This is a genomic window from [Clostridium] cellulosi (genome assembly GCF_036762875.1).
GTDB lineage: Bacteria > Bacillota > Clostridia > Oscillospirales > Ethanoligenentaceae > Ruminiclostridium_D > Ruminiclostridium_D cellulosi.
Genome location: NZ_JBAIZF010000004.1, coordinates 39,098 through 61,372, shown reverse-complemented (window position 1 = coordinate 61,372; position 22,275 = coordinate 39,098). Strand labels below are relative to the sequence as shown.

At 41.0% G+C, this 22,275-nt stretch carries 22 protein-coding genes and 1 tRNA gene; 19 read left to right on the top strand and 4 right to left on the bottom strand.

Going from position 1 to position 22,275, the window contains the following annotated elements:
- Positions 1 to 30: 30 nt before the first annotated feature.
- From V6C21_RS01775 to V6C21_RS01765, 3 genes are all read right to left on the bottom strand, one after another.
- Complete coding sequence (locus V6C21_RS01775) at positions 31 to 690, bottom strand: glycerol-3-phosphate acyltransferase (protein ID WP_034841691.1); 660 nt, start codon at positions 688 to 690, stop codon at positions 31 to 33.
- Positions 691 to 692: 2 nt separating this feature from the next.
- Positions 693 to 1,814 carry an MGDG synthase family glycosyltransferase gene (locus tag V6C21_RS01770; protein WP_479268187.1) on the bottom strand — a complete coding sequence of 374 codons (1,122 nt, stop codon included), beginning with the start codon at positions 1,812 to 1,814 and terminating at the stop codon, positions 693 to 695.
- A 248-nt stretch (positions 1,815 to 2,062) separates the two neighbouring features.
- Positions 2,063 to 2,617 (bottom strand): biotin transporter BioY, encoded by a 555-nt coding sequence (locus V6C21_RS01765; RefSeq protein ID WP_479268186.1) that lies wholly within the window; start codon positions 2,615 to 2,617, stop codon positions 2,063 to 2,065.
- Positions 2,618 to 2,757: 140 nt separating this feature from the next.
- Here V6C21_RS01765 and V6C21_RS01760 point away from each other — a divergent pair, with 140 nt between their 5' ends.
- Both V6C21_RS01760 and V6C21_RS01755 read left to right on the top strand, forming a co-directional pair.
- Positions 2,758 to 3,558 (top strand): biotin--[acetyl-CoA-carboxylase] ligase, encoded by an 801-nt coding sequence (locus tag V6C21_RS01760; protein ID WP_479268185.1) that lies wholly within the window; start codon positions 2,758 to 2,760, stop codon positions 3,556 to 3,558.
- Between the two features lie 131 nt (positions 3,559 to 3,689).
- Positions 3,690 to 3,781 (top strand) — tRNA-Ser (locus tag V6C21_RS01755).
- Between the two features lie 1,336 nt (positions 3,782 to 5,117).
- Here the strand turns inward: V6C21_RS01755 and V6C21_RS01750 are convergent.
- On the bottom strand, positions 5,118 to 5,936 hold the full coding sequence (locus tag V6C21_RS01750) for a sugar phosphate isomerase/epimerase family protein (protein ID WP_479268184.1): 819 nt from the start codon (positions 5,934 to 5,936) through the stop codon (positions 5,118 to 5,120).
- Positions 5,937 to 6,363: 427 nt separating this feature from the next.
- Here V6C21_RS01750 and V6C21_RS01745 point away from each other — a divergent pair, with 427 nt between their 5' ends.
- From V6C21_RS01745 to V6C21_RS01665, 17 genes are all read left to right on the top strand, one after another.
- Entirely contained in the window at positions 6,364 to 7,113 is a 750-nt protein-coding gene (locus V6C21_RS01745) for a FadR/GntR family transcriptional regulator (RefSeq protein WP_051492526.1), read from the top strand.
- On the top strand, positions 7,113 to 8,399 hold the full coding sequence (locus V6C21_RS01740) for an ABC transporter substrate-binding protein (protein WP_479268183.1): 1,287 nt from the start codon (positions 7,113 to 7,115) through the stop codon (positions 8,397 to 8,399). Before V6C21_RS01745 ends, V6C21_RS01740 begins: the two co-directional genes overlap by 1 nt.
- Before the next feature lie 92 nt (positions 8,400 to 8,491).
- Complete coding sequence (locus V6C21_RS01735) at positions 8,492 to 9,367, top strand: carbohydrate ABC transporter permease (protein WP_034841685.1); 876 nt, start codon at positions 8,492 to 8,494, stop codon at positions 9,365 to 9,367.
- 269 nt (positions 9,368 to 9,636) lie between these two features.
- Positions 9,637 to 10,218, top strand: coding sequence for a carbohydrate ABC transporter permease (locus V6C21_RS01730; protein WP_479268182.1), 582 nt, complete (start codon positions 9,637 to 9,639; stop codon positions 10,216 to 10,218).
- Positions 10,219 to 10,272: 54 nt separating this feature from the next.
- Positions 10,273 to 11,091, top strand: coding sequence for a transketolase (locus V6C21_RS01725; protein ID WP_479268181.1), 819 nt, complete (start codon positions 10,273 to 10,275; stop codon positions 11,089 to 11,091).
- The gene (locus tag V6C21_RS01720) at positions 11,084 to 12,013 is read left to right on the top strand and encodes a transketolase family protein (protein WP_479268180.1); all 930 of its coding nucleotides are present in this window, start codon (positions 11,084 to 11,086) and stop codon (positions 12,011 to 12,013) included. The genes V6C21_RS01725 and V6C21_RS01720 overlap by 8 nt, the downstream gene beginning before the upstream one ends.
- Positions 12,014 to 12,049: 36 nt before the next feature.
- Positions 12,050 to 12,457: a cupin domain-containing protein gene (locus V6C21_RS01715; RefSeq protein WP_034841675.1), complete on the top strand. Its 408-nt coding sequence runs from the start codon at positions 12,050 to 12,052 to the stop codon at positions 12,455 to 12,457.
- A gap of 339 nt (positions 12,458 to 12,796) precedes the next feature.
- Positions 12,797 to 12,994, top strand: a complete 198-nt coding sequence (locus tag V6C21_RS01710) for a hypothetical protein (protein ID WP_034841672.1) — start codon at positions 12,797 to 12,799, stop codon at positions 12,992 to 12,994.
- Entirely contained in the window at positions 12,991 to 13,134 is a 144-nt protein-coding gene (locus V6C21_RS01705; protein ID WP_479268179.1) for a hypothetical protein, read from the top strand. The genes V6C21_RS01710 and V6C21_RS01705 overlap by 4 nt, the downstream gene beginning before the upstream one ends.
- A 244-nt stretch (positions 13,135 to 13,378) precedes the next feature.
- Positions 13,379 to 13,840, top strand: coding sequence for a hypothetical protein (locus tag V6C21_RS01700; protein ID WP_479268178.1), 462 nt, complete (start codon positions 13,379 to 13,381; stop codon positions 13,838 to 13,840).
- Between the two features lie 179 nt (positions 13,841 to 14,019).
- On the top strand, positions 14,020 to 14,745 hold the full coding sequence (locus V6C21_RS01695; protein WP_051492525.1) for a GH25 family lysozyme: 726 nt from the start codon (positions 14,020 to 14,022) through the stop codon (positions 14,743 to 14,745).
- A 261-nt stretch (positions 14,746 to 15,006) separates the two neighbouring features.
- Entirely contained in the window at positions 15,007 to 15,873 is an 867-nt protein-coding gene (locus tag V6C21_RS01690; protein ID WP_479268177.1) for a polysaccharide deacetylase family protein, read from the top strand.
- 432 nt (positions 15,874 to 16,305) lie between these two features.
- Positions 16,306 to 17,307, top strand: a complete 1,002-nt coding sequence (locus tag V6C21_RS01685; RefSeq protein ID WP_084228832.1) for an ABC transporter permease — start codon at positions 16,306 to 16,308, stop codon at positions 17,305 to 17,307.
- Positions 17,308 to 17,322: 15 nt separating this feature from the next.
- Positions 17,323 to 18,243, top strand: a complete 921-nt coding sequence (locus tag V6C21_RS01680) for a carbohydrate ABC transporter permease (RefSeq protein WP_034841667.1) — start codon at positions 17,323 to 17,325, stop codon at positions 18,241 to 18,243.
- Between the two features lie 82 nt (positions 18,244 to 18,325).
- Positions 18,326 to 19,837: an ABC transporter substrate-binding protein gene (locus V6C21_RS01675; RefSeq protein ID WP_479268176.1), complete on the top strand. Its 1,512-nt coding sequence runs from the start codon at positions 18,326 to 18,328 to the stop codon at positions 19,835 to 19,837.
- Positions 19,838 to 19,984: 147 nt separating this feature from the next.
- Positions 19,985 to 21,214, top strand: coding sequence for an endo-1,4-beta-xylanase (locus V6C21_RS01670; RefSeq protein WP_479268175.1), 1,230 nt, complete (start codon positions 19,985 to 19,987; stop codon positions 21,212 to 21,214).
- Positions 21,215 to 21,383: 169 nt separating this feature from the next.
- Entirely contained in the window at positions 21,384 to 22,229 is an 846-nt protein-coding gene (locus V6C21_RS01665; RefSeq protein WP_034841662.1) for an AraC family transcriptional regulator, read from the top strand.
- Positions 22,230 to 22,275: the final 46 nt, after the last annotated feature.

The following is a 22,275-nucleotide window of genomic DNA, read 5'->3' as shown; positions in this document are numbered from 1 at the left end:
GCAACATATAACTAAACCGAATCCAAAATTTTATGTTTCATATTTTACAAAGACAAGGCGTTTGTCTTCTATTTTTACGATATGGTGTAAGGTTCCGATTGAAAAGGTTCCTTTATCCGGATGTTTCAGCAGTTTATAAATCATAACGGCGGAAATGGTAATTACTATGGCCTTAAGCCAGAGTTCTGGAACAAAAATCAGGGCGAAAGCCGACACACCCGCCATACTGACTGCAACACCGTAAGAATCCGGCCTTATTACAACCACAAATCTGAAAAATGCCATAAATAATGCAGGGACGATAACAAAAATTGTGAGCGGCAGCAGACCAAGCAAAACTCCGTAAGCAGTTGAAACTGCTTTGCCGCCCTTGAACTTGAGCATTGGTGAAAAGGCGTGGCCGAGAACTGGCGCCGCAGCGACAGGAACCAGATAGAATCCGCTCAGTCCTATAAATTTAACGGCGATAAAAACAGGTAAGAAGGCCTTAAGTACATCGAGTACCATGCAGACAATACCTGTCACAAGGCCGACAGACCGGATTACATTTGAACATCCCGGGTTTTTGTCGGCAGATATTTTTACGATATTAACACGAAACAGAACCAGAGGAATCAAATACGAGTACATAACGGCACCGCTTATAAAAGCCGCCAGTGTCATTATGATACACTGTGTTAACCGGCACAAAGTTATTCCTCCCCAAATGTCCCTGCCTGACCTGCCGTTTCAACAACAAGTTCGGCTATTTGTTTGCTCGTATCTGTTGAAATATATTTTTGCTGAGCAGAAATCAGCATATTTGACAGATTTTCGTCCTCTGTGATTTTTTTGGCCGCCGCGGCAGCATCCTTGATATTTTTTGCTGATATTGCCATGCCGCATTTTTCAAAAAACGCTGCGTTCATTGTTTCGGCTCCGGGAATAGGCGCAGTAAGAATAAGTGGAATACGCTTCGACGCTGCTTCGGAAATGGTTAATCCTCCCGGCTTGGTTAGCACCACGTCGGCAGCGTCCATAAGGATATCGACATCATCAGAAAAGTTATAGGCTTTGACCGACGGGTATTCACATAATTTTCTGTAAAGTTTTTCGTTATGCCCGCAAACCGCCGTAATGATACAATCTGGTTTTACCTTCTTAAGTTCAACGCACAGTTTTTTAATGTTCCCAAAGCCAGTGCTGCCGCCCATACAAAAAAATACTGTTTTGTCAAGCGGCAGATTCAGTTTTTTTCTGGCCACAGCTTTTTCTGTCTTATGTATATACTTTGTTCTGACCGGAATACCTATAGGTACGATTTTTTCTTTTGGTATACCTTTTTCTGCGAACTCGTCTATCAATAGGGGCGATGGTATTACAAATTTATCTGCCTTTGTTTCCTCCCAAAACGGGGAACAGGTGTAATCAGTCATTATTGCGACAGACGGAATTCGGATTCTATTCTTATTATAAAGATATGTAAAAGCCTGCGCGCCGAATATATGCGTACAGACAATCACATCTGGCATTGATTCGTTAAGTTTTCTTTCAAGACTGCTGCTGTAAAGTGAATTTAAATAGTAAATAGGCGAATGCCTTTTGCTGGAGCTGACAACGGCTCCCATATTGTAAAGGACGCTGAAAAGCAGCGGAGTATGATTGACGATATTGCTGTAAAGTGAAGAAATATGAGGTGAGATATTTCTTTTGCCAACGCTTAGAACATCTAAAATTTCTGTTTCACAGCCAAGTGCGTTGAGACCTTCACTGATAGCACTTGCAGCCGCATTATGACCTTGCCCTGTCGACGTCGTAAGTATTAATACTTTCATTGCAGGCTCCTTTGTTTTATTAACGCATTTTCAATAATGCAACTTAAAAATAAGACTTAGCTGTATCTTAATTTTAACTCTATAGCTGAAATAGTCAAGAACGACATCAATAATTCTATAAATTTACCTATTTATATTTTATGGACATATGTCTGCAAGTGATACCTTAATATAATAATATTCGACTCAAACTTAATAGTTAAGCCCAGAAATCTGCAATGTTCGAAAAGCCGATTAGGGATATGATATCAGTTGTCGTGCTGAACCTTTTTGAGCAAGGGAATTATCTTGTTGCCGATTACCGCTGCGATGAGAGATTTTGCTGTATCCCCCGGAATAAACAGAAGGCATCCCGTTTCAATCGCATTCGGAATAGTTATATCCATACCCATTGAGTATTTCAAAACCAAATACATATACGGGACGCCAATACAGTATACTGACAATGAACTCAACAGGCAGACGACAAAGAGTTTGATAAATGAATTGCGTTTGCCCTTGTCCGAAAGCTTGCCCGAAATAAAGGCCGACAGAATAAATCCCAGCAAAAATCCGAAACTGGGGTTAAATATGTATGACGGCCCGCCACCGGACGTAAAAACAGGGATACCCGCAAGGCCGAGTCCTATATAAATAATCTGCGAAAGAGCGCCCACATAGGGGCCCAGCACAATGCCCGACAGCATGCTGAACAGCGTCTGAAGCGATATGGGAACAGGCCCGACAGGAATTTTAATAAAAGCACCGGCGGCCATAAGTGCCGTAAACAATGCGGCTAAAACCATATTTCTCGTTCTGTTCATATTATTTGTCCCCTTAATTGTAAACTAAAAAATTAAAATAGGTTTACAATTAATTTATAATATTTGCCTCGCGATGTCAAGGCTGGCAGTAATAATTTGTGATATAATTTTGTTGAATATAAGTACGGAGGGTACCGTTTTTGAAAGAGAAAATTCTTGAGATTCTCAAAGAAAATAGGGATAGCTTCGTTTCGGGGCAGGAAATCAGTAATAAACTGGGCATTACCAGGGCCGCAGTCTGGAAACATATAAAGCGGCTCGAAAATGACGGCTATAAGATTGAATCTATGTCAAAAAACGGTTACAAGCTGGTTTATTGCCCTGATGTTTTAACATATGAGGAGATAAAAGATACATTGAAGTCAAAAATTATAGGGCAGCGTATTGTTCATTTTGATACGCTCGGCTCAACAAGTGAAAAGGCGCGGGAACTTGCCGAGTGCGGGGAAAAGGAGGGCACGATAATTATAGCAGAAGAGCAGTCGGACGGAAGAGGGCGGATAGGACGGAAATGGTTCTCGCAAAACAGGCTTGGGATCTGGATGTCGGTTATTTTAAGACCTGGTATTCGGATGAACGAAGTGCCTTTAGTGACCGGGCTTGCCTGTGAGGCAGTTGCTGCGTCTATTAGGAAGTTTGCAGAGAATGTTGAAATTAAATGGCCTAACGACATTTTTCTTAATGGGAAAAAACTGTGCGGAATACTGACGCAGGCAAGCGGTGAAACGGATATGGTCGATTATGTAATTGTTGGTATAGGCATTAACGTGAATGAAACTATAGATGATTTCCCGGATGAGATTAAAGATAAGGCAACCTCCATTATGCTTGAGACGGGCAAGGTTGTATCGCGGAAACAGCTTTTATGTAGCGTTATATCCGAGTTTGATGGCTTATACTGCAAATTTAAAAACACCCTGCCATTGAATAGGGAACAGTAACTGGCGAATATAATTTAGGTACATAACAGCGTCAGGATATATTTATTTTAACGGCAATATCGAATTTTCTATTGCAATTCAAAGACTTTTTTGATATAATACTTTTTGTGTTCCGACGCAAAGTTAATTTTGGAGAGATGTCCGAGCTGGTCGAAGGGGCACGACTGGAAATCGTGTAGGGGCCTAAAACCCCTCGAGGGTTCGAATCCCTCTCTCTCCGCCAAATCAAATCCCTTGATGATGGCTATTGAGCCATTTATCAGGGGTTTTATTTTATCTGTTTTTAGCGCCAGTTTCTACAATAAAAAATAATATTCTGCTAAATAATCCTCTTGGTTTCTATTTCTTGTATTGAATCAGATACTGTCAAGGAGTATAATGGTAATAAATATAAGAATCAAGAAGGAGGGTATCGTGTTTCGGCCTCAATTATTCTTCTTGCAATAAAATAAGTGAAGGTGACAAATATGATATGCAGCAAATGCGGCAAAAATGAAAGTAAGTACGAAACAAGATTGGGTTTTTTATGTCTTGAATGTTATAATAATTCTCTTAAGAAGGTAGACGAACCATCAATTAAATGTTCTGTTTGCGGAAGAACCATATTTTCAGGAGATTTTTACGCTTCAGGAGAAGATAATGAAACTTTTTGCTTACATTGTCTTAATGACCGATCAGATAAGGCAACAAATACAAATGAGGACAAAATTAATAGGCCAGTACACTTGAAAAAAGGTAATAGGCCAGCGCACATTTTGCCAAAAATTATGTATGTATTTTCCGTGGTGCCAGTTATATTATATACAATTCTCGGTATAGTTAACTTCAACACCAGTTATGGGCATAGCGTTTTAACTATTTTTTACTATAGTATCAGTGTGCTTAATATCGGGTGTTAAGATATTTGCATTAGGTAAGTTAGTTGAAGCAGCAGGACTTTACATATTTAAAATAAAAGAAAATTTGTTAAAGGATAGGCTATAGTTTATGCTGTAGGCGTTTATTATTTGAAATTAAAGTCTTGCATATTCAGCCGCAGGTTCAGGTGACGTCTGGCCCTGCGGATGTTGTTTTATGTGTTAAATGGGGACGTAAGACGATTTAACAAATAAAAAATAGCAGCAGATTTAAAATTTTGAGTGCTGCCGTAAAGTTTCAATGTGTGAGCGGATTTTCCAAAATATTACTCCCGTTTACCCCCTTTTTTGTCCCGTTTAGTCGATTTTTGTGCCATTTTTAAAAAATTATTGTAAAATATTAATCAACAGGAAACCCAAATATGTGAATAGCAAAGATAGAGCGAAAAATGGATTGTATGGGTAGCAGCTCACAGTCTCGGATTAGGAAAATAATAAAAATGTCGCAGTATATAATTGGGGCATATTTCAAAATTAAGCGCAATGATGCACCAAAGGTTTGAGGCAAAAATGACATTCAAGAATGGAAAACTTACATTTTAGACCAAATCGGAGATACAAAACCCGGCAAGCTAATAAAACGGCAAGCCGGGTTTATTTTGCGTATTAACAATCAGGAGAACGGCAGGGACGGATTTCATCTCAGCCTTTATATTTTAGGACATACTCCGCGTCGCGCTTTACTGCGTCATCCGGATTTTGCTGTGCTCTCGGTGATTCATTCTCGACGACAATCCATCCGCGGTAATCTGTAGCTTTCAAATAGCTGACAATTTGGTCAAAGTCTATATTGCCTTCACCCATGACGGCCCATTTGCATTGTGCGGTGCGGTCTTTAAAGTGGACGTGCCGTATCTTCTGGCGGCTCTTTTTCAAAATGGTGAGAGGGTCCATGCCGCCGTTGACAATATGGCCGATATCCGGCGCGTAACCGATATCTGTGCCTTCCAGCATATCAAAGAGCACTTCGTAATCCTCTGCGGTTCTGAATAACGAGTTCTTAGACGAGTTGGGATGGTAACAGGTTACAATACCCTCCTCGGCGGCGATATTGCAGACGGAATTCATACAGGAAATCAGGTTTCGGCGCCTTTGCAGAAGTTCCTTGCCGGTGCCTCTTTCCACGTCGCCGGCGTGATGTGAAACGACAAGCTTGGCAAAAGGGAAGTGCTTCAGAAAATCAATCGCCAGCAGGGAAAATCTATGTTCCTCTTCGGTTTCCTGCTCATGCTCCCACGGTTGGTGCAGTACCAATGAGCACAATGTGATATTGTTCTCAAAGAGAAGCTCTTTCAATTGGGCAGGCTTATAAAAATACTCACCGAGCATGTCTATTTCAGCTTCAAGCCCCTGATAACCGGCATTGGCGATCGCCTTTATTATGTGGGGCATCTGGCCACGAAATCTGTTGGCACTCATTTTCCACGGATATGTTTGGCAGCCGAATTTAATAGCATTCATTTTCAGTATGCTCCTTTTCTTATTACGCGGAAGGCATATATATACATGGAGTATATATGCCTTAATGAGATAAGTCAATGAGAAATTTCAATGCTTAACTTTTTATTGAGTTTATCCCGTTGGTATGGAAAAACATTTATGCCAAACAGCAAAATTGCACGAAGATATTTTCAAATGGGCAGAAGAATTCTTATGTCGATAAGTTTTGCATTGATTTGATGATAAATTTGCACAAAAAATTTAAAAAAGTGTATTGACTTTATGAATCATTTGATGATATAATTATATCACCATATCAGACGTCTGACGTCTGATATGTAAAACTAACTAAAATTAATAATATATTAATTTATACATCAGACGTCGGATATGTGATTTTGCAATTAAAAAATACATATAGAAAACCGTTTGCCGGAAAGGAATTTTTATGGGGTTAGAAGACATTGAAAAGATATCTGAAACTCTAACAGGTAGTATACGGGCTAACAGATCTGATTACCCTCAAGAAATTGCAGCGAGGATAAAGACCTTAATTGCAGAACGGTATTACAATCCAGGCGATGTGCTTCCAAGTGAATCTAAACTGAGCAAGATTTTTGGATGTGGCCGTTCTTCCGTACGTGAGGCTATAAAGATATTAATCGCTGAGAATGTAATTGAAATAAAAAAGGGAATTGGCACTTTTGTAGTTGAAAAACCTGGACTACAGAAAGACCCGCTTGGCCTGAGATTAATAGACTCAAACCGCGTATTGGAAAACCTGATGGAGACACGCCTGTTGATTGAACCCAATATAGCCTTTTTAGCTGCTGAGCGCGCTACTGAGGATAATCTCATAAAACTTCAAAATAATATAAATGAAGCACATAAAGTACTTGAACTCAATCAGAATCATACAGAAGTTGATATGGCCTTCCACAACGCCATCGCAGAAGCGACAAAGAACGAGGTTATCTTCCGCATCATACCGATTATCAATGATTCGATTAAAGCAGGTTATGAGAAAACAGTTAATTCGCGGGATAGTTTTGCGAAAGCAATAAAGTTTCATGAAGAAGTATTTAATGCAATAAAAAACAGGGATGCTGAAGGCGCAAGGGAAGCTTTAAAATGTCATCTTATGCAGAGCATCGATGACATTTTAATGAATAAAAAATCTAAAAAGGAGAATGAGTAATGGTAAAGTTCGTAAGAGCATTATCTGCCGCTCTGGCAGCAGTGATTGTTGCCGGTTCTTTCGTTGGCTGTGGCAGCAAGACCTCATCGAATAATGCTGCCTCATCTAACGATAATACACCGGTTACTATCACACACTGGCTATGGGTTGACTCTGCAGATTACATGCAAACCATGAACAAAATCGCAGATGATTTCCATTCCAAGTATCCAAACATTACAGTAAAAATGCAAACCTACGCTTATTCTGATTTCAGCAACACGCTGACAACTGCGTTGGCCGGAGGAGGCGGACCTGATACAGCATCGTTCAAGCTGACATGGACTCCTGCCTACACTCAAAACAATTACCTTCTCGCGTTAGACGATGCAGTAGATAAATGGGAAGGAAAATCTGAAATCTTGCCTATGCTCTGGGACAAGATGAAAGAAGCCGGCGGCGGAAAGATTTACACAATGCCGTGGACATGGCAGGTGCTTTATGTCTACTACAGGCCTTCCTATTTCAAAGCGGTCGGAATCGATTCAGTACCGAAAACTTTTGATGAGTTCATTGAAGATATTAAGAAATGCACCACCACTATAAACGGCAAGAAAGTTTATGGTTTCGGCCTGCGCGGCGCTTCCGGCGGTCAGGAACCGTGGGGCAGCTTCATCCAAGCTTACGGCGGAAGATTTGCCGACGAAAATAACAAAGTCATACTCAATAGTCCCGAAACAGTTAAAGGTACTCAGGTATTCATTGACCTCTATAAGAACGGTTATGCGCCTAAGACTGCTGTAAACGATGGCCTTGCTGAGCTCAAGACAATGTTTAACAATGGCCAGATCGCTATGTTTATCCATCACATTGGTTCCTCTGTCGACATGGTCAAAGCAAACGGCGATGATATAGACGCGTTCCCAGTACCGAAGGGTCCCGGCGGACAGTGGACTTCAATGGGTGACACAGAGAACGTTGTAATTGCATCAACCAAGCATCAGGATGCAGCCATCAAATGGGTTGAATACCTTGCTTCAGCCGATGCGGTTAAGAAATGGGACCTTGCAACAGGCAATCTGCCGGTTGTCAGCTCTGTGGCCGAGTCTGCAGAATTTAAAGATAACAAGTTCATGAAAGTCTCAATGGAAAGCCAGTCTTATGCAGGTATCTTCCCGATCCTGCCGACAACAGCGAACTGGGTCAACAATGTCTGGGCACCAGTTATGCAGCAGGCTCTAATGGGCAAGATTTCAGCAGAAGAAGCTGTAAAACAACTTGATGCGCAGCTAAAGGGTCAGGCTTGATTGCTAACAGAATTCAATAAGAAAAAACCTAAATTCAGGGGTGCCTGCAAAGGCTTGCGGGCACCCTTGAAAAAAAGATTGCGTGGTTAGTTATGAAGAAGAAAATCCATTGGGCCCCATATTTATTAATCATGCCGGCGGTATTGTTTGTACTGCTCGTTGTAGCTTATCCTGTGTTAAATTCAATAGGGATGAGCTTCCAAAACTATAATCTGATGATTCCCGGAGTGCGGGGATTTGTCGGATTTAAAAATTACATCACCGTTTTGACCGATTCACTGTTTTATCAGTCATTGTTAAATACGGTAATCTGGGTTGTATTTGGTGTTGGTTTTCAGTTTATTTTCGGATTTATACTTGCGCTTATTCTTAACACCAGCTTCCACGCAAGAGGCGCTATAAGAGCTACAGTGCTTGTTCCGTGGGTCACACCGGGCGTCCTGATTGGTTTGATGTGGAGCTGGATGTATGATGGCAATTACGGTGTCATTAATGACGTTTTGCATAAACTCGGAATAATAAATAAATTCATTCCCTTCCTGGCAAATCCAAGTACGGCTCTGCCTTCAGTAATTGTCACGATAGTCTGGCAGGGTATACCTTTCTTTGCAATTATGCTCTTGGCTGGTTTACAGGCAATTCCAAATGAATTGTACGAAGCTGCGGATGTTGACGGTTGCTCCCGCATTCGCAAGCTGTTTAACATAACGATTCCGTCTATGAAAAACACAATCTTCGTAACAACAATGCTTCGCATTATATGGGTAGCAAATTCTATTGATGTTATCTTCTCGATGACTGGTGGCGGCCCCGGCTATTCAACCCATACGTTAAGTGTTTATGCTTTCAAGAAAGCGTACGGTACACTCGATTTTGGCATAGCTTCGACTCTTTCCATTATGCTAACCCTGTTATTGATGATTGTCGAATTTTTCTACCTGAAAAACTTTTTTAAAGACGCTGAGTAGCGTCAGACTGGATGGGTGCTGCAATGAAAAAAGAAAGTGTACTCTCAAAAATATTTTTGTTCTTTATACCCCTCACTTTAATTCTTATATTTACGCTTTTCCCGTTTTATTGGACGCTAATAACGTCCATCAAAACCCCGAAAGAAATCTTTCAGCTCACATATTGGCCTCATAGTGTATCATTTAGCAACTATATTAAATTGTTTACTCAGTCAGACTACTTAATCTGTCTGCGTAACAGCTTTTTGGTAGCCGCTTGCACTACACTGGTGACATTATGCACAACGCTGCTTGCAGCTTATGCTTTTTCCCGCTACAGGTTCAAGGGAAAGAAAGCGTTTTTGACCATCTTCCTGATGATCAATATGTTCCCCAGCGTTCTGCTTTTGGTTCCGCTGTTTGCAATCATGCGCAATCTGCATATCCTGTATACTCCAGGTGCGCTGATTCTCGCTTATTCAACATTTACAATTCCGTTCTCGGTCTGGATGCTGACCGGCTTCCTCAACGACCTGCCGTCTGCCTTGGAAGAGGCGGCGATGGTTGACGGCTGCAACCGGCCAAAGGCTTTTGTACGGATTATCTTACCGATTGCCGTTCCGGGCATTGTCGCGACTGGCGTTTACATCTTCATTAATGCATGGAACGAATACACCTATGCGGTTATGTTTACCAACAACACCTCACGAACAATTCCGGTTTTCCTTAAGCTCCTTGTCGGTGAATTCAATATTGACTGGGGTCTCTTAACGGCAGGTGGTATTATTACTATTTTACCGATTTGCATTATGTTTATGTTTGTCCAAAAGAGCCTGATTCAGGGATTGACCGCAGGCGCTGTCAAAGGATAAAACACAGACATTTATTCTAATAATGCAACTATTAAAATTGGAGGAAAACTTAAAATGGAAAAATCCTGCCTGAAGGAAAAAGCCAAAACATTTCGTCAAGACATTATTAAAATGCTTTACGCGTCAAAATCAGGACATCCAGGCGGGTCCCTGTCTTGCGTGGAGCTGCTCACAGCTCTTTATTTCAACAAGATGAGAATTGACCCCAAGAATCCGAAATGGGACGACCGTGACCGTTTCATCATGAGCAAAGGCCATGCAGCCCCGACACTTTATGCAATTCTTGCGGATTTAGGATATTTCCCGAAATCCGATCTGAATGACCTGCGTAAGATTCATTCCCATCTTCAGGGCCATCCTGATATGAAGAAAACTCCTGGTGTAGATATGTGCACAGGATCCCTCGGACAGGGCGTATCTGTCGCTGTCGGAATGGCTCTTGCAGGCAAATACCGCAAAAAAGATTACAACGTTTATGCGCTTCTGGGCGACGGCGAACTCCAGGAAGGCCTTGTCTGGGAAGCTTCCATGGCGGCCGCTCATTACAAGCTCGATAACCTTACCATTATCATCGACCACAACGGCCTGCAGATAGATGGCTCTAACGATGACGTAATGAGTCTGGGCGATCTTAAAGCTAAGTTTGAAGCATTCGGTTTCAAAACCATTGAAATAGACGGACACGATTTCGACGCCATAACGGCCGCGCTGAATGAGCCGGTGAAAGGTCAGCCAAAATGTATCATCGCGCAGACTGTCAAGGGCAAAGGCGTTTCGTTTATGGAAAACAATTTTGGATGGCATGGCAAAGCAATAGGCCCGGATGATTATAAGGCTGCGCTTGCAGAGTTGGAGGTACGTGAAAATGGCTGAAATTAAAGCACAAAGAAACGCTTATGGTGAGGCTCTTGTAGAGCTGGGCCGTGAAAATGGTAATGTTGTCGTACTTGACGCGGACCTTGCGCATGCGACAATGACAAACATTTTTGCTTCTGAGTTTCCTGAAAGATTCTTTAATGTTGGAATCGCGGAGCAGAACCTGATGGGCATTGCCTGCGGTATGGCGCAGAGCGGGCTTACCGTTTTTGCCAGCACTTTTGCAATGTTTGGCGCGGGCAGGGCATATGAGATTGTGCGTAACTCAATTTGCTATTCCAAAGCAAATGTAAAGATCGCGCTTTCACATTCTGGCCTTTGCGTGGGCGAGGACGGAGGAAGCCACCAGTGCTTGGAAGACATTGCACTCATGCGCATTCTCCCCGGCATGACGGTTATCGTGCCTTGCGACTGGATTGAGGTTAAAAAGGCTGTAAAAGCAGCGGCAGCAATCGACGGCCCGGTATATCTGCGTATTGCACGCCCTCCGATACCCGCTATTACCACAGAGGACACGCCTTTTGAAATTGGAAAAGCCAGCGTACTGCGTGACGGCAAAGATGTCTGCATTGTTACAATGGGCTTAGTTGCACATGAAGCGCTGAAAGCGGCTGATATGTTCAAAGAGCAAGGAATTGACGCAGCAGTGCTTAATATGCATACAGTTAAACCACTTGATAAAGATACACTGTTTGCTTACGCTGAAAAGTGCGGAAGGATTGTTACCGCTGAGGAACACCTGCTCGCAGGCGGCCTTGGCAGCGCAGTTGCTGAAGCAATGATGGGTAAAGTCAACCCGAAATTTGCAATGGTCGGCGTAAACGACACATTTGGACGTTCGGGTACCCCGAGTGAGCTTTTCGCGAAGTTTGGCATCGACGCCAACGCTATCGTTGAGAAGTGCAAATCACTCTTTTAAGTATTGATTTTTACCCACTGAAAGGATAGATGAATAATGGCCATCGAATCATATGAATTCACAGGCGAAGGCATGTCAAGAGTCTATGAAAATGAAAAATGGACTGTTGGGATAAAAAATTATAAACCTGCAAACGATATCGCAAACGTCGATTGCGTAGAACGCCACAACGAAACAGACGAGCTGTTTGTTTTGCTGGCTGGCAGTTGCACATTGGTTTACGCAGAGGGCGCTGATGACAGCCTCACATTCAAGGCTGTAAAAATGGAGCCCAACAAGGTTTATAATATTCCTAAGTCTCTGTGGCACAACACTATTACTAAGCCAGATACAAAAATGATTCTGATTGAAGACAGCTCAACTGGTATGAGCAACAGCGATGTGCTAAACCTGTCGAGTGAACAAATAGAAAAACTGAAATCTGCAGTTAACGCATTGAATTGAAAACATCCAGTCTGCGGTTGCCTCCTTCTAGATATTAACCGTCGGCTGAATTGATTGGCGGCTGCCTTTAAAGGCAGCCGCCTCAATTTTTTATATGGCTCCAACATTGATATCTGCCGGCCATTATTGCGTTTAAGTCTGGACTGAACCGAAGAAAAATTTCGATTGAAGTAGAAGTGGAAGAGTATGGCGATTATCATGGCAAAAACATTGAAAATATGTAACTAAATATGGTATAATTATCATATTAATCTACACAAGTTGCCTGCTGGTCAATATTATCGTAGTTTCTATGGATATTTTCTTCTTTGTCACGGCGACAAAGATGTAAAATCATGCTTGGAAAGATACAAGAATTATGATTTTACAGAAGAAGATTTTAAAAAATGTAATGAAATTCATGAACGGCAAAAGGGTTTAGGAATAGACCCTGAGGCAGACCTTACGGCGGATGAGAAATTCAGGAAAGACATTGACGGTTATATTACTGTTTGTGAAATTGCAGAAAAAAGTACCTTGATGATGACGGCAACGTGAAACCTGAATATAAATATGAATACGAGAGGACATGCAGGCAGACGCGTTATCTCAAAAAAGTAAAAAAAGATTATGAGGCAGGAAAAATTACTGTAGAGGAGGCGCTGAAAGCATTCGATGAAGTGAATAACATAAAATAGGTGGCCGATTAAGCATGTGCAGCGAATCCTCAATAAATTCAGGAGAGAACCATGAGAAAGGCACTAACTTCAGATAATATATGGGGTGATTTAAATAAAAAAGGTTTTATGTTTATTTGTTGCGGTATTTCTACTTATTACATTAGGAGGCTGCCGGCCTCAAAATTATCGTAGTACAGGTGTAATAAAACTCGATAAGCAAATAACTGATATTAAAGATGGAATTCCTTACGCAACCAAAGAAGTGGAGAAACACGAGAAAGGTATGTATTTATCATCAATAAGAGTGGCATTAACCGGAACAGAGGAAATCTACGACCATAAAGGCGATATTAGTTATTATTTTTACAAAAAGAATGTTGCCAGAAATATAGACGCGCAGGCCCAAGTTGATATTGATATGCGGACAAACAGTATTAACTTTGTTTCGGTTTCATATGGAACTCCAAAAGAGCTTGGAGGCGGCGAAGCTATTAATGTTCAAAATTGGAACCAAGGAGTAGATCAATTAGTAAATATCGCTTTAAGCAATATGGGAGAAAAAGAGGTCAAAAGTATTAGTAAACCACAAATATTAATGTTTTTTGGCGATGAGACTGATGTATGTCTAATGGATAAATCGGAAAGCGCAGATAATTTACATTATATTTGGGAAATTCGCATTGATTCGGACACGGGAAAAGTAGTCAGCAAGCATATTTATTAAAGACGAGACCTCATGTAATTTTAGTTTTGCGAAATTAACCCACACACAGTGGAAACTGTGTGTGGGTTAGTACTATAATATAACTATATTTAACTAATGTAGGCAAGTATATCTTATTTCGTTCATGTAGTCACATTACCTAGTCCATGCAACCGGCGAAAACAGGGGAAGTAATTATATTGAAGCTGAAGAAGAGCAGATTGGCTATTATATTTGCCATTATATTCATATTAGTTGTGGCAATCTATGTGATATTCAATAACGGGCTGTTGCTGCTGAACGGCTTTAATGTGAAGGGTTATCCCGTTCGGGGCATAGATGTTTCCGAATATCAGGGAAAAATTGATTGGGACACTATCTCAAATCAGGGCTTGAAATTTGCCTATATTAAAGCGACCGAAGGCAGCAAATATACAGACAAGCAATTCAAATCAAACTGGGAGAATGCAAATAAAACAAATATGAAAATCGGGGCATACCACTTTTTGAGCTTTGATTCAGATGGAGCAACACAGGCGGACAATTTTATTAAAAACGTGCCTGAAATCTCAGGGCTGCCGCCGGCTGTTGATATCGAACTGTATGGCAAATATAAAAAGGACAGCCCTTCAAAGCAGAAAGTACATAAAGTTCTCAACAGTTATTTAAATAAAGTTGAAAACTATTATAAAGTCAAGCCGGTTCTCTATTTTACGGAGAAATCTTTTATACTATACTATGATGACGAGTACAGCGATTATATGGTTTGGGTCAGGAATGTCTATACTAAGCCGGACTTTAAGAATTGGACATTCTGGCAGTATGCCGATAAGGGAAGGCTCAAAGGATACAGCGGGCAAGAAAAGTTTATTGATTTAGATGTCTTTAACGGCAATGACAAAGACTTTGAAAGAACTTTTGAATGAGAATACAATATGTTTACCGTGTTTGAGAATAACGCGACAGCGCGTAAAACACGTCAAAGCGGCTTCTGGTCAGTGGTACTAATTTAAAGTGAACTGCCTATATAAACCTTTTGAATATTTGTCGCAATCACGATGAATTTGAAGGGCTGCAAATCTTATGCTTTGATTATTTTTATAAATTTATGAAATCTTGCGTTATATTCTGCAACAATTGCGAACTTTACGGCTTGCGGTTGTAATAAAAGCACAACAGATACTATAATGAAAAAAGTAATTGAGCAATTACTAATCAAAATGCGAAAACCGCAATACGGAGGCCTTGAATTGGTTCAAATTAGTTTTAATGTGTTTCCAAACGGCAGAAAAAAGGCTCTGACCATGAGCTATGACGACGGGGAGATTTACGATCATAGGCTTGTTGAAATATTTAATCGCAACGGTATCAAAGGGACTTTTCACCTAAATTCAGGTAATTTAGATACAGAGGGATATATAAAATCTAAAGAAGTTGCAGCATTGTATAAAGGGCACGAGGTTGCCTCGCACGGTAAACATCATTTGGATCTGAGAACCCTTCCACGGAACATAGTCATTCAGGAAATTCAGGAAGATCGAAGGGCGTTGGAATCACTTGTCGGCTATCCGATTCGGGGCTTTTCATATCCGTTCGGCAATTATAACGACGAACTTGTAAATGTATTATCAGCGCTTGGAATTGAATATTCACGGACGGTAAATACGACAAGAGGTTTTTTTGTAAATCCGGACTTTTTGCGCTGGCAGGCCACCTGTCACCACGATGAACATTTGCTTGAGATTGCTAAACGTTTTATTGATGACAAACATTATTGGTCTTATGGACTTATGTATGTTTGGGGACACAGTTTTGAATTTGAAAAAAACAAAAACTGGGGCTTAATTGAGGAATTTTGCAAAATGGTTGGCGGAAGAGATGATGTTTGGTATGCAACAAATATCGAAATTGCCGACTATATTAATGCGGTCAAGGGCCTTCGGTTTAGTGTAGACCGGACGGTAGTGTTCAATCCATCTGCAAAGGATGTATGGATTGGTGTGAAAGATGAAACTGTTAAAATACCGTCTGGCAAATGTGTCCGCCTGGCTTGATAGCGCAGCATGGCCACACTTTGATTTCATAGTTTGGGCCAGTATAAAAAATTGCTATAAAACGCACCTCAGGGTTATCCTGAGGTGCGTTTTTTTGTGTTTTTCTATATAGCAATTATGCATTTGAAATAATACAAATAATGCTCTTAATTTGGGATTATATAGTATAGTCTTGCGCAAAATTAAGCAATTCTTGCTATAAACGGCAAATCTTATTGAATAACAGGATAAATCAATTATAATAAAATTGTTGTCAAAATACCACAATTTTACTTAATAATATTGCTCTATTTTATACGAACTTTATGTAATATGTTTGAAAACTAACTTATATTTACTTTAAATTAATAAAATATCCAGGTAAATTTCTGCAGTATTTTTATCAATTTTTGCACTACTCACTTATCAAAGTAATAAAAGGAGTTGTACCGTATGGGATCCACAGATGTGGCAGTCAAAAATGAAATAAAGGTTTACGACTTGAACACGGGATATAAACCCGGCCCAAAACGAAAGAATAAGAATACCTTTCTAAAGGAATTTAAAACAAATAAAGCACTTTTCTTTATGCTTCTTCTTCCTCTCGTGTATGTTATAATCCAGTTTTACTTACCTATGGCAGGCCTCATAGTAGCCTTTAAAAACTACAATTACACCGATGGACTGTTTAAAAGCCCTTGGATTGGTTTAGAGAATTTTAAGTTTTTATTTATGTCGTCGGATGCGTGGATTATTACGCGCAACACGATTCTATATAATCTGGCTTTTATATTCCTTGGACTTATTGTTTCAATTGCCTTTGCTGTTATGCTCAATGAGTTAAGAAACCGCTTTGCCGCGAAGTTTTATCAGTCGACTATGCTTTTGCCCTATATTTTATCCTGGGTTGTGGTCGCGTATTTTGTTTATGCGCTGCTTGAGCCAAAGAATGGGCTTATCAATAGAAATTTACTCAATCTTGGCATTACCCCGCCGGACTGGTATCAGGAAGAAAAATATTGGCCCTTTATCCTGACCTTCGTAAACTTATGGAAAACAGCAGGCTACGGAAGCATAATTTATCTCGCTGCAATAACGGGCATTGACGAGACCTACTATGAGGCTGCTTTGCTCGATGGGTGCAGCAAGTGGAAACAGTTCTGCTACATAACACTTCCGTTTTTGAAACCAACAATTGTTATCTTAACTATTATGAATCTCGGAAACATATTCCGCTCGGACTTTGGGCTGTTTTATCAGGTCACAATGAATTCGGGCTCCCTCTTTAACACGACAAACACTATTGATACATATGTATACCGCGGACTGCTGGGTACAGGTACAATCGGTCAGTCCTCCGCAGCAGGCTTATATCAATCCTGTGTTGGCTTCGTAGTCGTACTAATCGCCAACTGGATAATTGGCAAACTCAGTCCTGAAGACAAGATATTCTAAGGAGGATAAGAACCGATGGAAGCGGCTAGAACTTATAAAAAATCAAAACCAATCAATGCAATTTCAATGCCGATTAATATTGTTTTTAATGTAGTTCTGATCATTGTTACGCTGTTGTGTATTTTGCCGATTGTTTTGATTTTTATGATTTCAATATCCGATGAGAGGATATTGATCGAGCAGGGGTATACATTTTTCCCAAAGAAGATATCCTTTGCAACCTATGAGTATCTTTTCAAAGATACAGCCAGTCTGCTTGACGCTTATAAAGTTACGATATTTACTACGGTTGTCGGCACAGCAATAAGCACGGCAATGACTATGATGTATGCTTACCCGATTTCGCGCAAGAGCTTTAAATATCGAAATGTTTTTTCATTTATCATATTCTTTACAATGCTGTTTCAGGGAGGCCTTGTGCCCTGGTATATTCTCTACACGCGCTACCTTCACATAAATGATACGCTGCTTGCCCTGATTATGCCGGGCTTTGTATCCGCTTTTAACTGCTTGATTATCCGGACCTTTTTCAGGCAGGGGCTTCCAGATGAAATACTTGATGCGGCCAAGGTAGACGGTGCCGGAGAGTTCTATACGTTCGTCCGTATCGTCATTCCCCTTTCGACGCCGGCGATTGCAACTATTGCTTTGTTTCAGGCACTTTTCTATTGGAATGACTGGTATATCTGCATGCTCTTTATTCAAGATTCAAAGCTTTTTAATCTTCAGTATTCACTGTATCAGGCTTTAAATTCACTTGAGGCACTTTCTTCTAACAGTGTTAATGCCGCTGGTGTCGGTTCCGCGGTGAACGTTCCGACCGAAACTATGCGTATGGCAATGGCCATTCTCAGCATCGGGCCGATTGTTCTGGCGTATCCGTTTTTCCAGAGGTATTTTGTAAAAGGTCTTACAATCGGTGCGGTAAAAGGCTGAGTTCAATTGATTTGTATATAAACGCAATGGTCTGTCATTGTGTTTGTATAAATAAAAGCATAATAATGAAAGGAGTAACGAAATGACAACTTTTAAGCGTTTGCTCGGCGTGAGCCTGGCAGCATTCATGGCGGCGAGTGTTGTCACCGGTTGCTCGTCGTCGAACGGCAATAAATCCTCAAACGCAAATGGTACGACCGAAATCACTGCATGGTTCCTTGCACCGGCTAAATTGACCGGTAAACAGGCGGTTCAGGATGAGGTCAACAAGATTCTGGAAAAAAGATATAATATCAAAGTCAAGCTTGTCTACTATGATTGGGACAGCTATCAGAACAAGGCAAAGCTCGCCCTTTCTGGTGGTGAGCCGGTTGATGTAATGTTTACAGCCGGTTGGAACAACTATTCGACATTCGTAGGACAGGGCGCATTTCAGCCGCTGGATGACCTTCTTGAAAAATACGGCCAGTATATCAAGAAGTACATTAACCCTGAATATTTGAAAGGCCCGGTAATTTCCGGAAAGCTCTATGCAATTCCGACAAACAAGGATATGGCGTCCCAGTGGGGCGTTGTAATCAACAAGAAGTTGGCAGATAAGTATCACATGGATTTCTCCAACGTGAAAAAGGCAGAGGATCTGGAACCGTTCTTACAGACTATCAAAGACAACGAACCCGGTATTGTTCCGTTCCTCGCAGATACTTCAAACAACGTTGTAGAATTCGAGTATAACAAATATTCAAGTGAATTTGCCCAGGTTTCAACCGTAGGTATTCCTCGCTTCGATTCAACCAAGATCGTAAATATTCTCGACGACGAATGGGTAAGACACTTAATAGCTGTCAGCCGCGAATTCTATAAAAAAGGTTATTATAATTCCGACGTTGGCACAGCGCAATCGGGTCAGAAAGATGACTACAAGCGTCAGCAAAAGGCCTTTATGTGGATGGAACAGCTAAAGCCCGGCAAGGCTGAAGAAGAAGCCAATACCTATGGGTATGAATTCTATCAGTGTGTTGTCTATCCGGATATTCCGCAATCTGTCACAACCGCAGAGCTTACGAATTCCATGCTTTCCATTCCGCACTCATCAAAACATCCGGAAGCTGCCATGAAGTTCATCAACGAGCTATTTAACCCGGATGCAAAGGTACAGAACCTTCTTGCCTTTGGTATCGAAAACAAGAACTATGTAAAAGTTTCTGATAATCAAATTAAGCTCCCGGACGGCGTTACTGCCCAAACAAATACCTACGGCGGTATTTACACATGGGCTATGGGCGGCAACCAGCTTAACGATTACCTGTGGAGCAACGAGAGCCCCGACAAATGGGAAAAGATGGATAAGTGGAACAAGGAGGCCAAGGTTTCAAAACTGATTGGCTTCAACTACGACACTTCAAAGGTACAGAACGAGATTGCCGCTGTTCAAAACGTAAATTCTCAATATTGGGCAGGAATTGCATCTGGAGCCAAGGAACTGTCGAGTGTTGAAAAGATATATAGGGAAAAACTAAAGACTGCCGGACTCCAGAAGATTATTGACGATGTGCAATCACAGGTTGATGCATTTCTTGCTTCAAACAAATAAAGTGATAATTCTTTTTGCTGAATATTCTCCCTAAAAACTTACCCAATGAGTAGAAGTCCCGGCCGAAAGTTGTACCGGGACTTTTGCTCTATGGACTTATGGTTTAAAATATAGTAAACCACTAATTAATGCTAAGGGGAAATCCGAATGATAAAAAAAGAATATGAGCACAGAATTGCCACAAAAAAGCTTAGGCTGAAGAAAAAAGACGGATCGCCTTTGCGCGGTGCAGAGGTAAAAATATCACAGATAAAACATCAATTTTTGTTTGGCTGTGCCGGATTTGATTCGGTTCTGTTGGCAAATGGGAAATTAAGCAAAGAAGAACACGAAAAAGCTGAAGCAAGATATGAAAAATTCTTCGAGCTTTTCAATTACGTTACGTTGCCATTTTATTGGGGTAGGTTTGAGCCGGTAAAAGGAAAGCCGGCAACTGAAGAGTTAAAAAAAGCAGCCCGGTGGCTGATATCTAACGGATGCACAGTCAAAGGGCATCCGCTCTGCTGGCATACTGAAACCGCGCCTTGGCTTTTGGACATGAGCAACGACGATATACTGGCGGCGCAGTTGAATCGAATAACCAGAGAGGTAAGGGATTTCGCGGGATTGATTGACAAGTGGGATGTGATTAACGAAGTCGTCATTATGCCTATCTTCGATAAGTATGACAATGGCATTACCCGGCTCTGCAAAGATTTGGGGCGCATCCGCACTGTCAAAGAAATGTTTGCCGCTGCGTTCGGAGCCAATCCGTCAGCAACATTGATAATCAATGACTTTAACACGACGACCGCCTATGAGATTTTAATAGATGGCTGTCTGGAAGCCGGAATTCCTATATCCGCAATCGGAATCCAGTCTCATATGCATCAGGGATACTGGGGCGTCGAAAAAACGCTCAAAGTTCTGGAACGTTTTTCGCATTTTAAGCTGCCATTACACTTTACAGAAAATAGTATAGTGTCAGGCCATCTTATGCCGCCCGAAATTGAGGATCTTAATGATTACCAGCCGGATGATTGGCCAACTACACCGGAAGGTGAAGAGCGTCAGGCAAGGGAAGTAGTGCAGCATTATAAGACATTGTTTGCGCATCCTATGGTTGAGTCAATCACTTGGTGGGATTTTAAGGACGGCCAATGGCTTGGCGCGCCGTCCGGTCTGCTCCGCAGTGACGGTTCCATCAAGCCCGCTTATGAGGAACTTAAAAAGCTTATAAAGGATGAATGGTGGACACCGCCTTTAAATACCGCGGCAGACGAATCGGGCATTATCCCGTTTACTGGGTTCTTGGGTGAATATGAGATCTCATGTATGGGACAAAAGAAACAATTTGTTTTGGATAAAAAGTCCGATACGGTTGACATTATATTCTGATAGGTACAGGTCGGATTTTTCCGACCCATTCAAACGACGCGATGACTGATGGTTTGGACTAATACTATCTGTATAAAGTGTGGAAGGACAAACCGAGTCATCGAAGTTTACAAACTTTTAGTAATATGTTATATTAAAAGGAAATTATATTTGTATATAGAGGAACATTATGATAATAGAGGGACTTCATGAGAAGAAATTATTTGAGCCGAGATTTCCGTTTCGGCTCTTAATCAATCATGAACAAAATTTTACTTACCCTGCCCATTGGCACAACGCCTGTGAGCTTATCTATGTGGTAAAAAATAGTTTTTCCGTGATAGTCAATTCCCAAACGTATAACTTAAACGAAGGGGACATTTTGTTTATACCGGGCGGGCAAATTCACGAATTTTGTGATGAACCGCCGACAGGAAAACGCGTTTTTATTAATTTTGAACTTATACAATTCAATTCACTGGGAATGAATAGTTTAGACCAGAGTCTTTTGAGTGATATTCAGAAAATTACTCCTGAGTCAAGTGCTGTTTATGATAATGTTAAAGAAGAGATTTTGAAAATAGTTTCAGAGCATAATTCAGAGACGGAAATGAGTAAACTGTATTATACCGCCAGACTTATGGATATTATTTTCATGCTCTGCAAAAATTCGAATTTAAACAAGACTAAGGCGAGCGGAAAAGATAAAATCTTGGCTTTTGAAAAAATCAGAAAGTCTATTGAATTTATACATAACCATTATAATGAAAATATTCGGCTGAAGGATGCAGCAAACGCCGCAGGATACAGCGAATGTTATTTTTCCCGGTTTTTCAAGGAAGTTACCGAGGTCAGTTTTCATCAATATCTCAACGAATACCGGGTAAAAAAGGCCGAGTATTTATTGACCTCCTGTGGGTATTCAATTTCCGAAACCGCATACGCTGCGGGCTTTGGAAGCGTCGCATCCTTTGAGCGAATTTTCCGCTGCGTTAAGGGATGTTCACCAACCGAATTCCGCAAGCTTCAGAATTGAATCTGCCGTTGATTATTGTGAGAAAATCATAATAATCTTAATTGGC

Coding starts and splice junctions, on each gene's coding strand:
- V6C21_RS01725 (WP_479268181.1), top strand. CDS start 10,273: ATGGAAAAATCCTGCCTGAAGGAAAAAGCCAAAACATTTCGTCAAGAC.
- V6C21_RS01720 (WP_479268180.1), top strand. CDS start 11,084: ATGGCTGAAATTAAAGCACAAAGAAACGCTTATGGTGAGGCTCTTGTA.
- V6C21_RS01750 (WP_479268184.1), bottom strand. CDS start 5,936: ATGAATGCTATTAAATTCGGCTGCCAAACATATCCGTGGAAAATGAGT.
- V6C21_RS01690 (WP_479268177.1), top strand. CDS start 15,007: ATGAAAAAAGTAATTGAGCAATTACTAATCAAAATGCGAAAACCGCAA.
- V6C21_RS01680 (WP_034841667.1), top strand. CDS start 17,323: ATGGAAGCGGCTAGAACTTATAAAAAATCAAAACCAATCAATGCAATT.
- V6C21_RS01770 (WP_479268187.1), bottom strand. CDS start 1,814: ATGAAAGTATTAATACTTACGACGTCGACAGGGCAAGGTCATAATGCG.
- V6C21_RS01740 (WP_479268183.1), top strand. CDS start 7,113: ATGGTAAAGTTCGTAAGAGCATTATCTGCCGCTCTGGCAGCAGTGATT.
- V6C21_RS01735 (WP_034841685.1), top strand. CDS start 8,492: ATGAAGAAGAAAATCCATTGGGCCCCATATTTATTAATCATGCCGGCG.
- V6C21_RS01675 (WP_479268176.1), top strand. CDS start 18,326: ATGACAACTTTTAAGCGTTTGCTCGGCGTGAGCCTGGCAGCATTCATG.
- V6C21_RS01670 (WP_479268175.1), top strand. CDS start 19,985: ATGATAAAAAAAGAATATGAGCACAGAATTGCCACAAAAAAGCTTAGG.
- V6C21_RS01715 (WP_034841675.1), top strand. CDS start 12,050: ATGGCCATCGAATCATATGAATTCACAGGCGAAGGCATGTCAAGAGTC.
- V6C21_RS01745 (WP_051492526.1), top strand. CDS start 6,364: ATGGGGTTAGAAGACATTGAAAAGATATCTGAAACTCTAACAGGTAGT.
- V6C21_RS01765 (WP_479268186.1), bottom strand. CDS start 2,617: ATGAACAGAACGAGAAATATGGTTTTAGCCGCATTGTTTACGGCACTT.
- V6C21_RS01685 (WP_084228832.1), top strand. CDS start 16,306: ATGGGATCCACAGATGTGGCAGTCAAAAATGAAATAAAGGTTTACGAC.
- V6C21_RS01665 (WP_034841662.1), top strand. CDS start 21,384: ATGATAATAGAGGGACTTCATGAGAAGAAATTATTTGAGCCGAGATTT.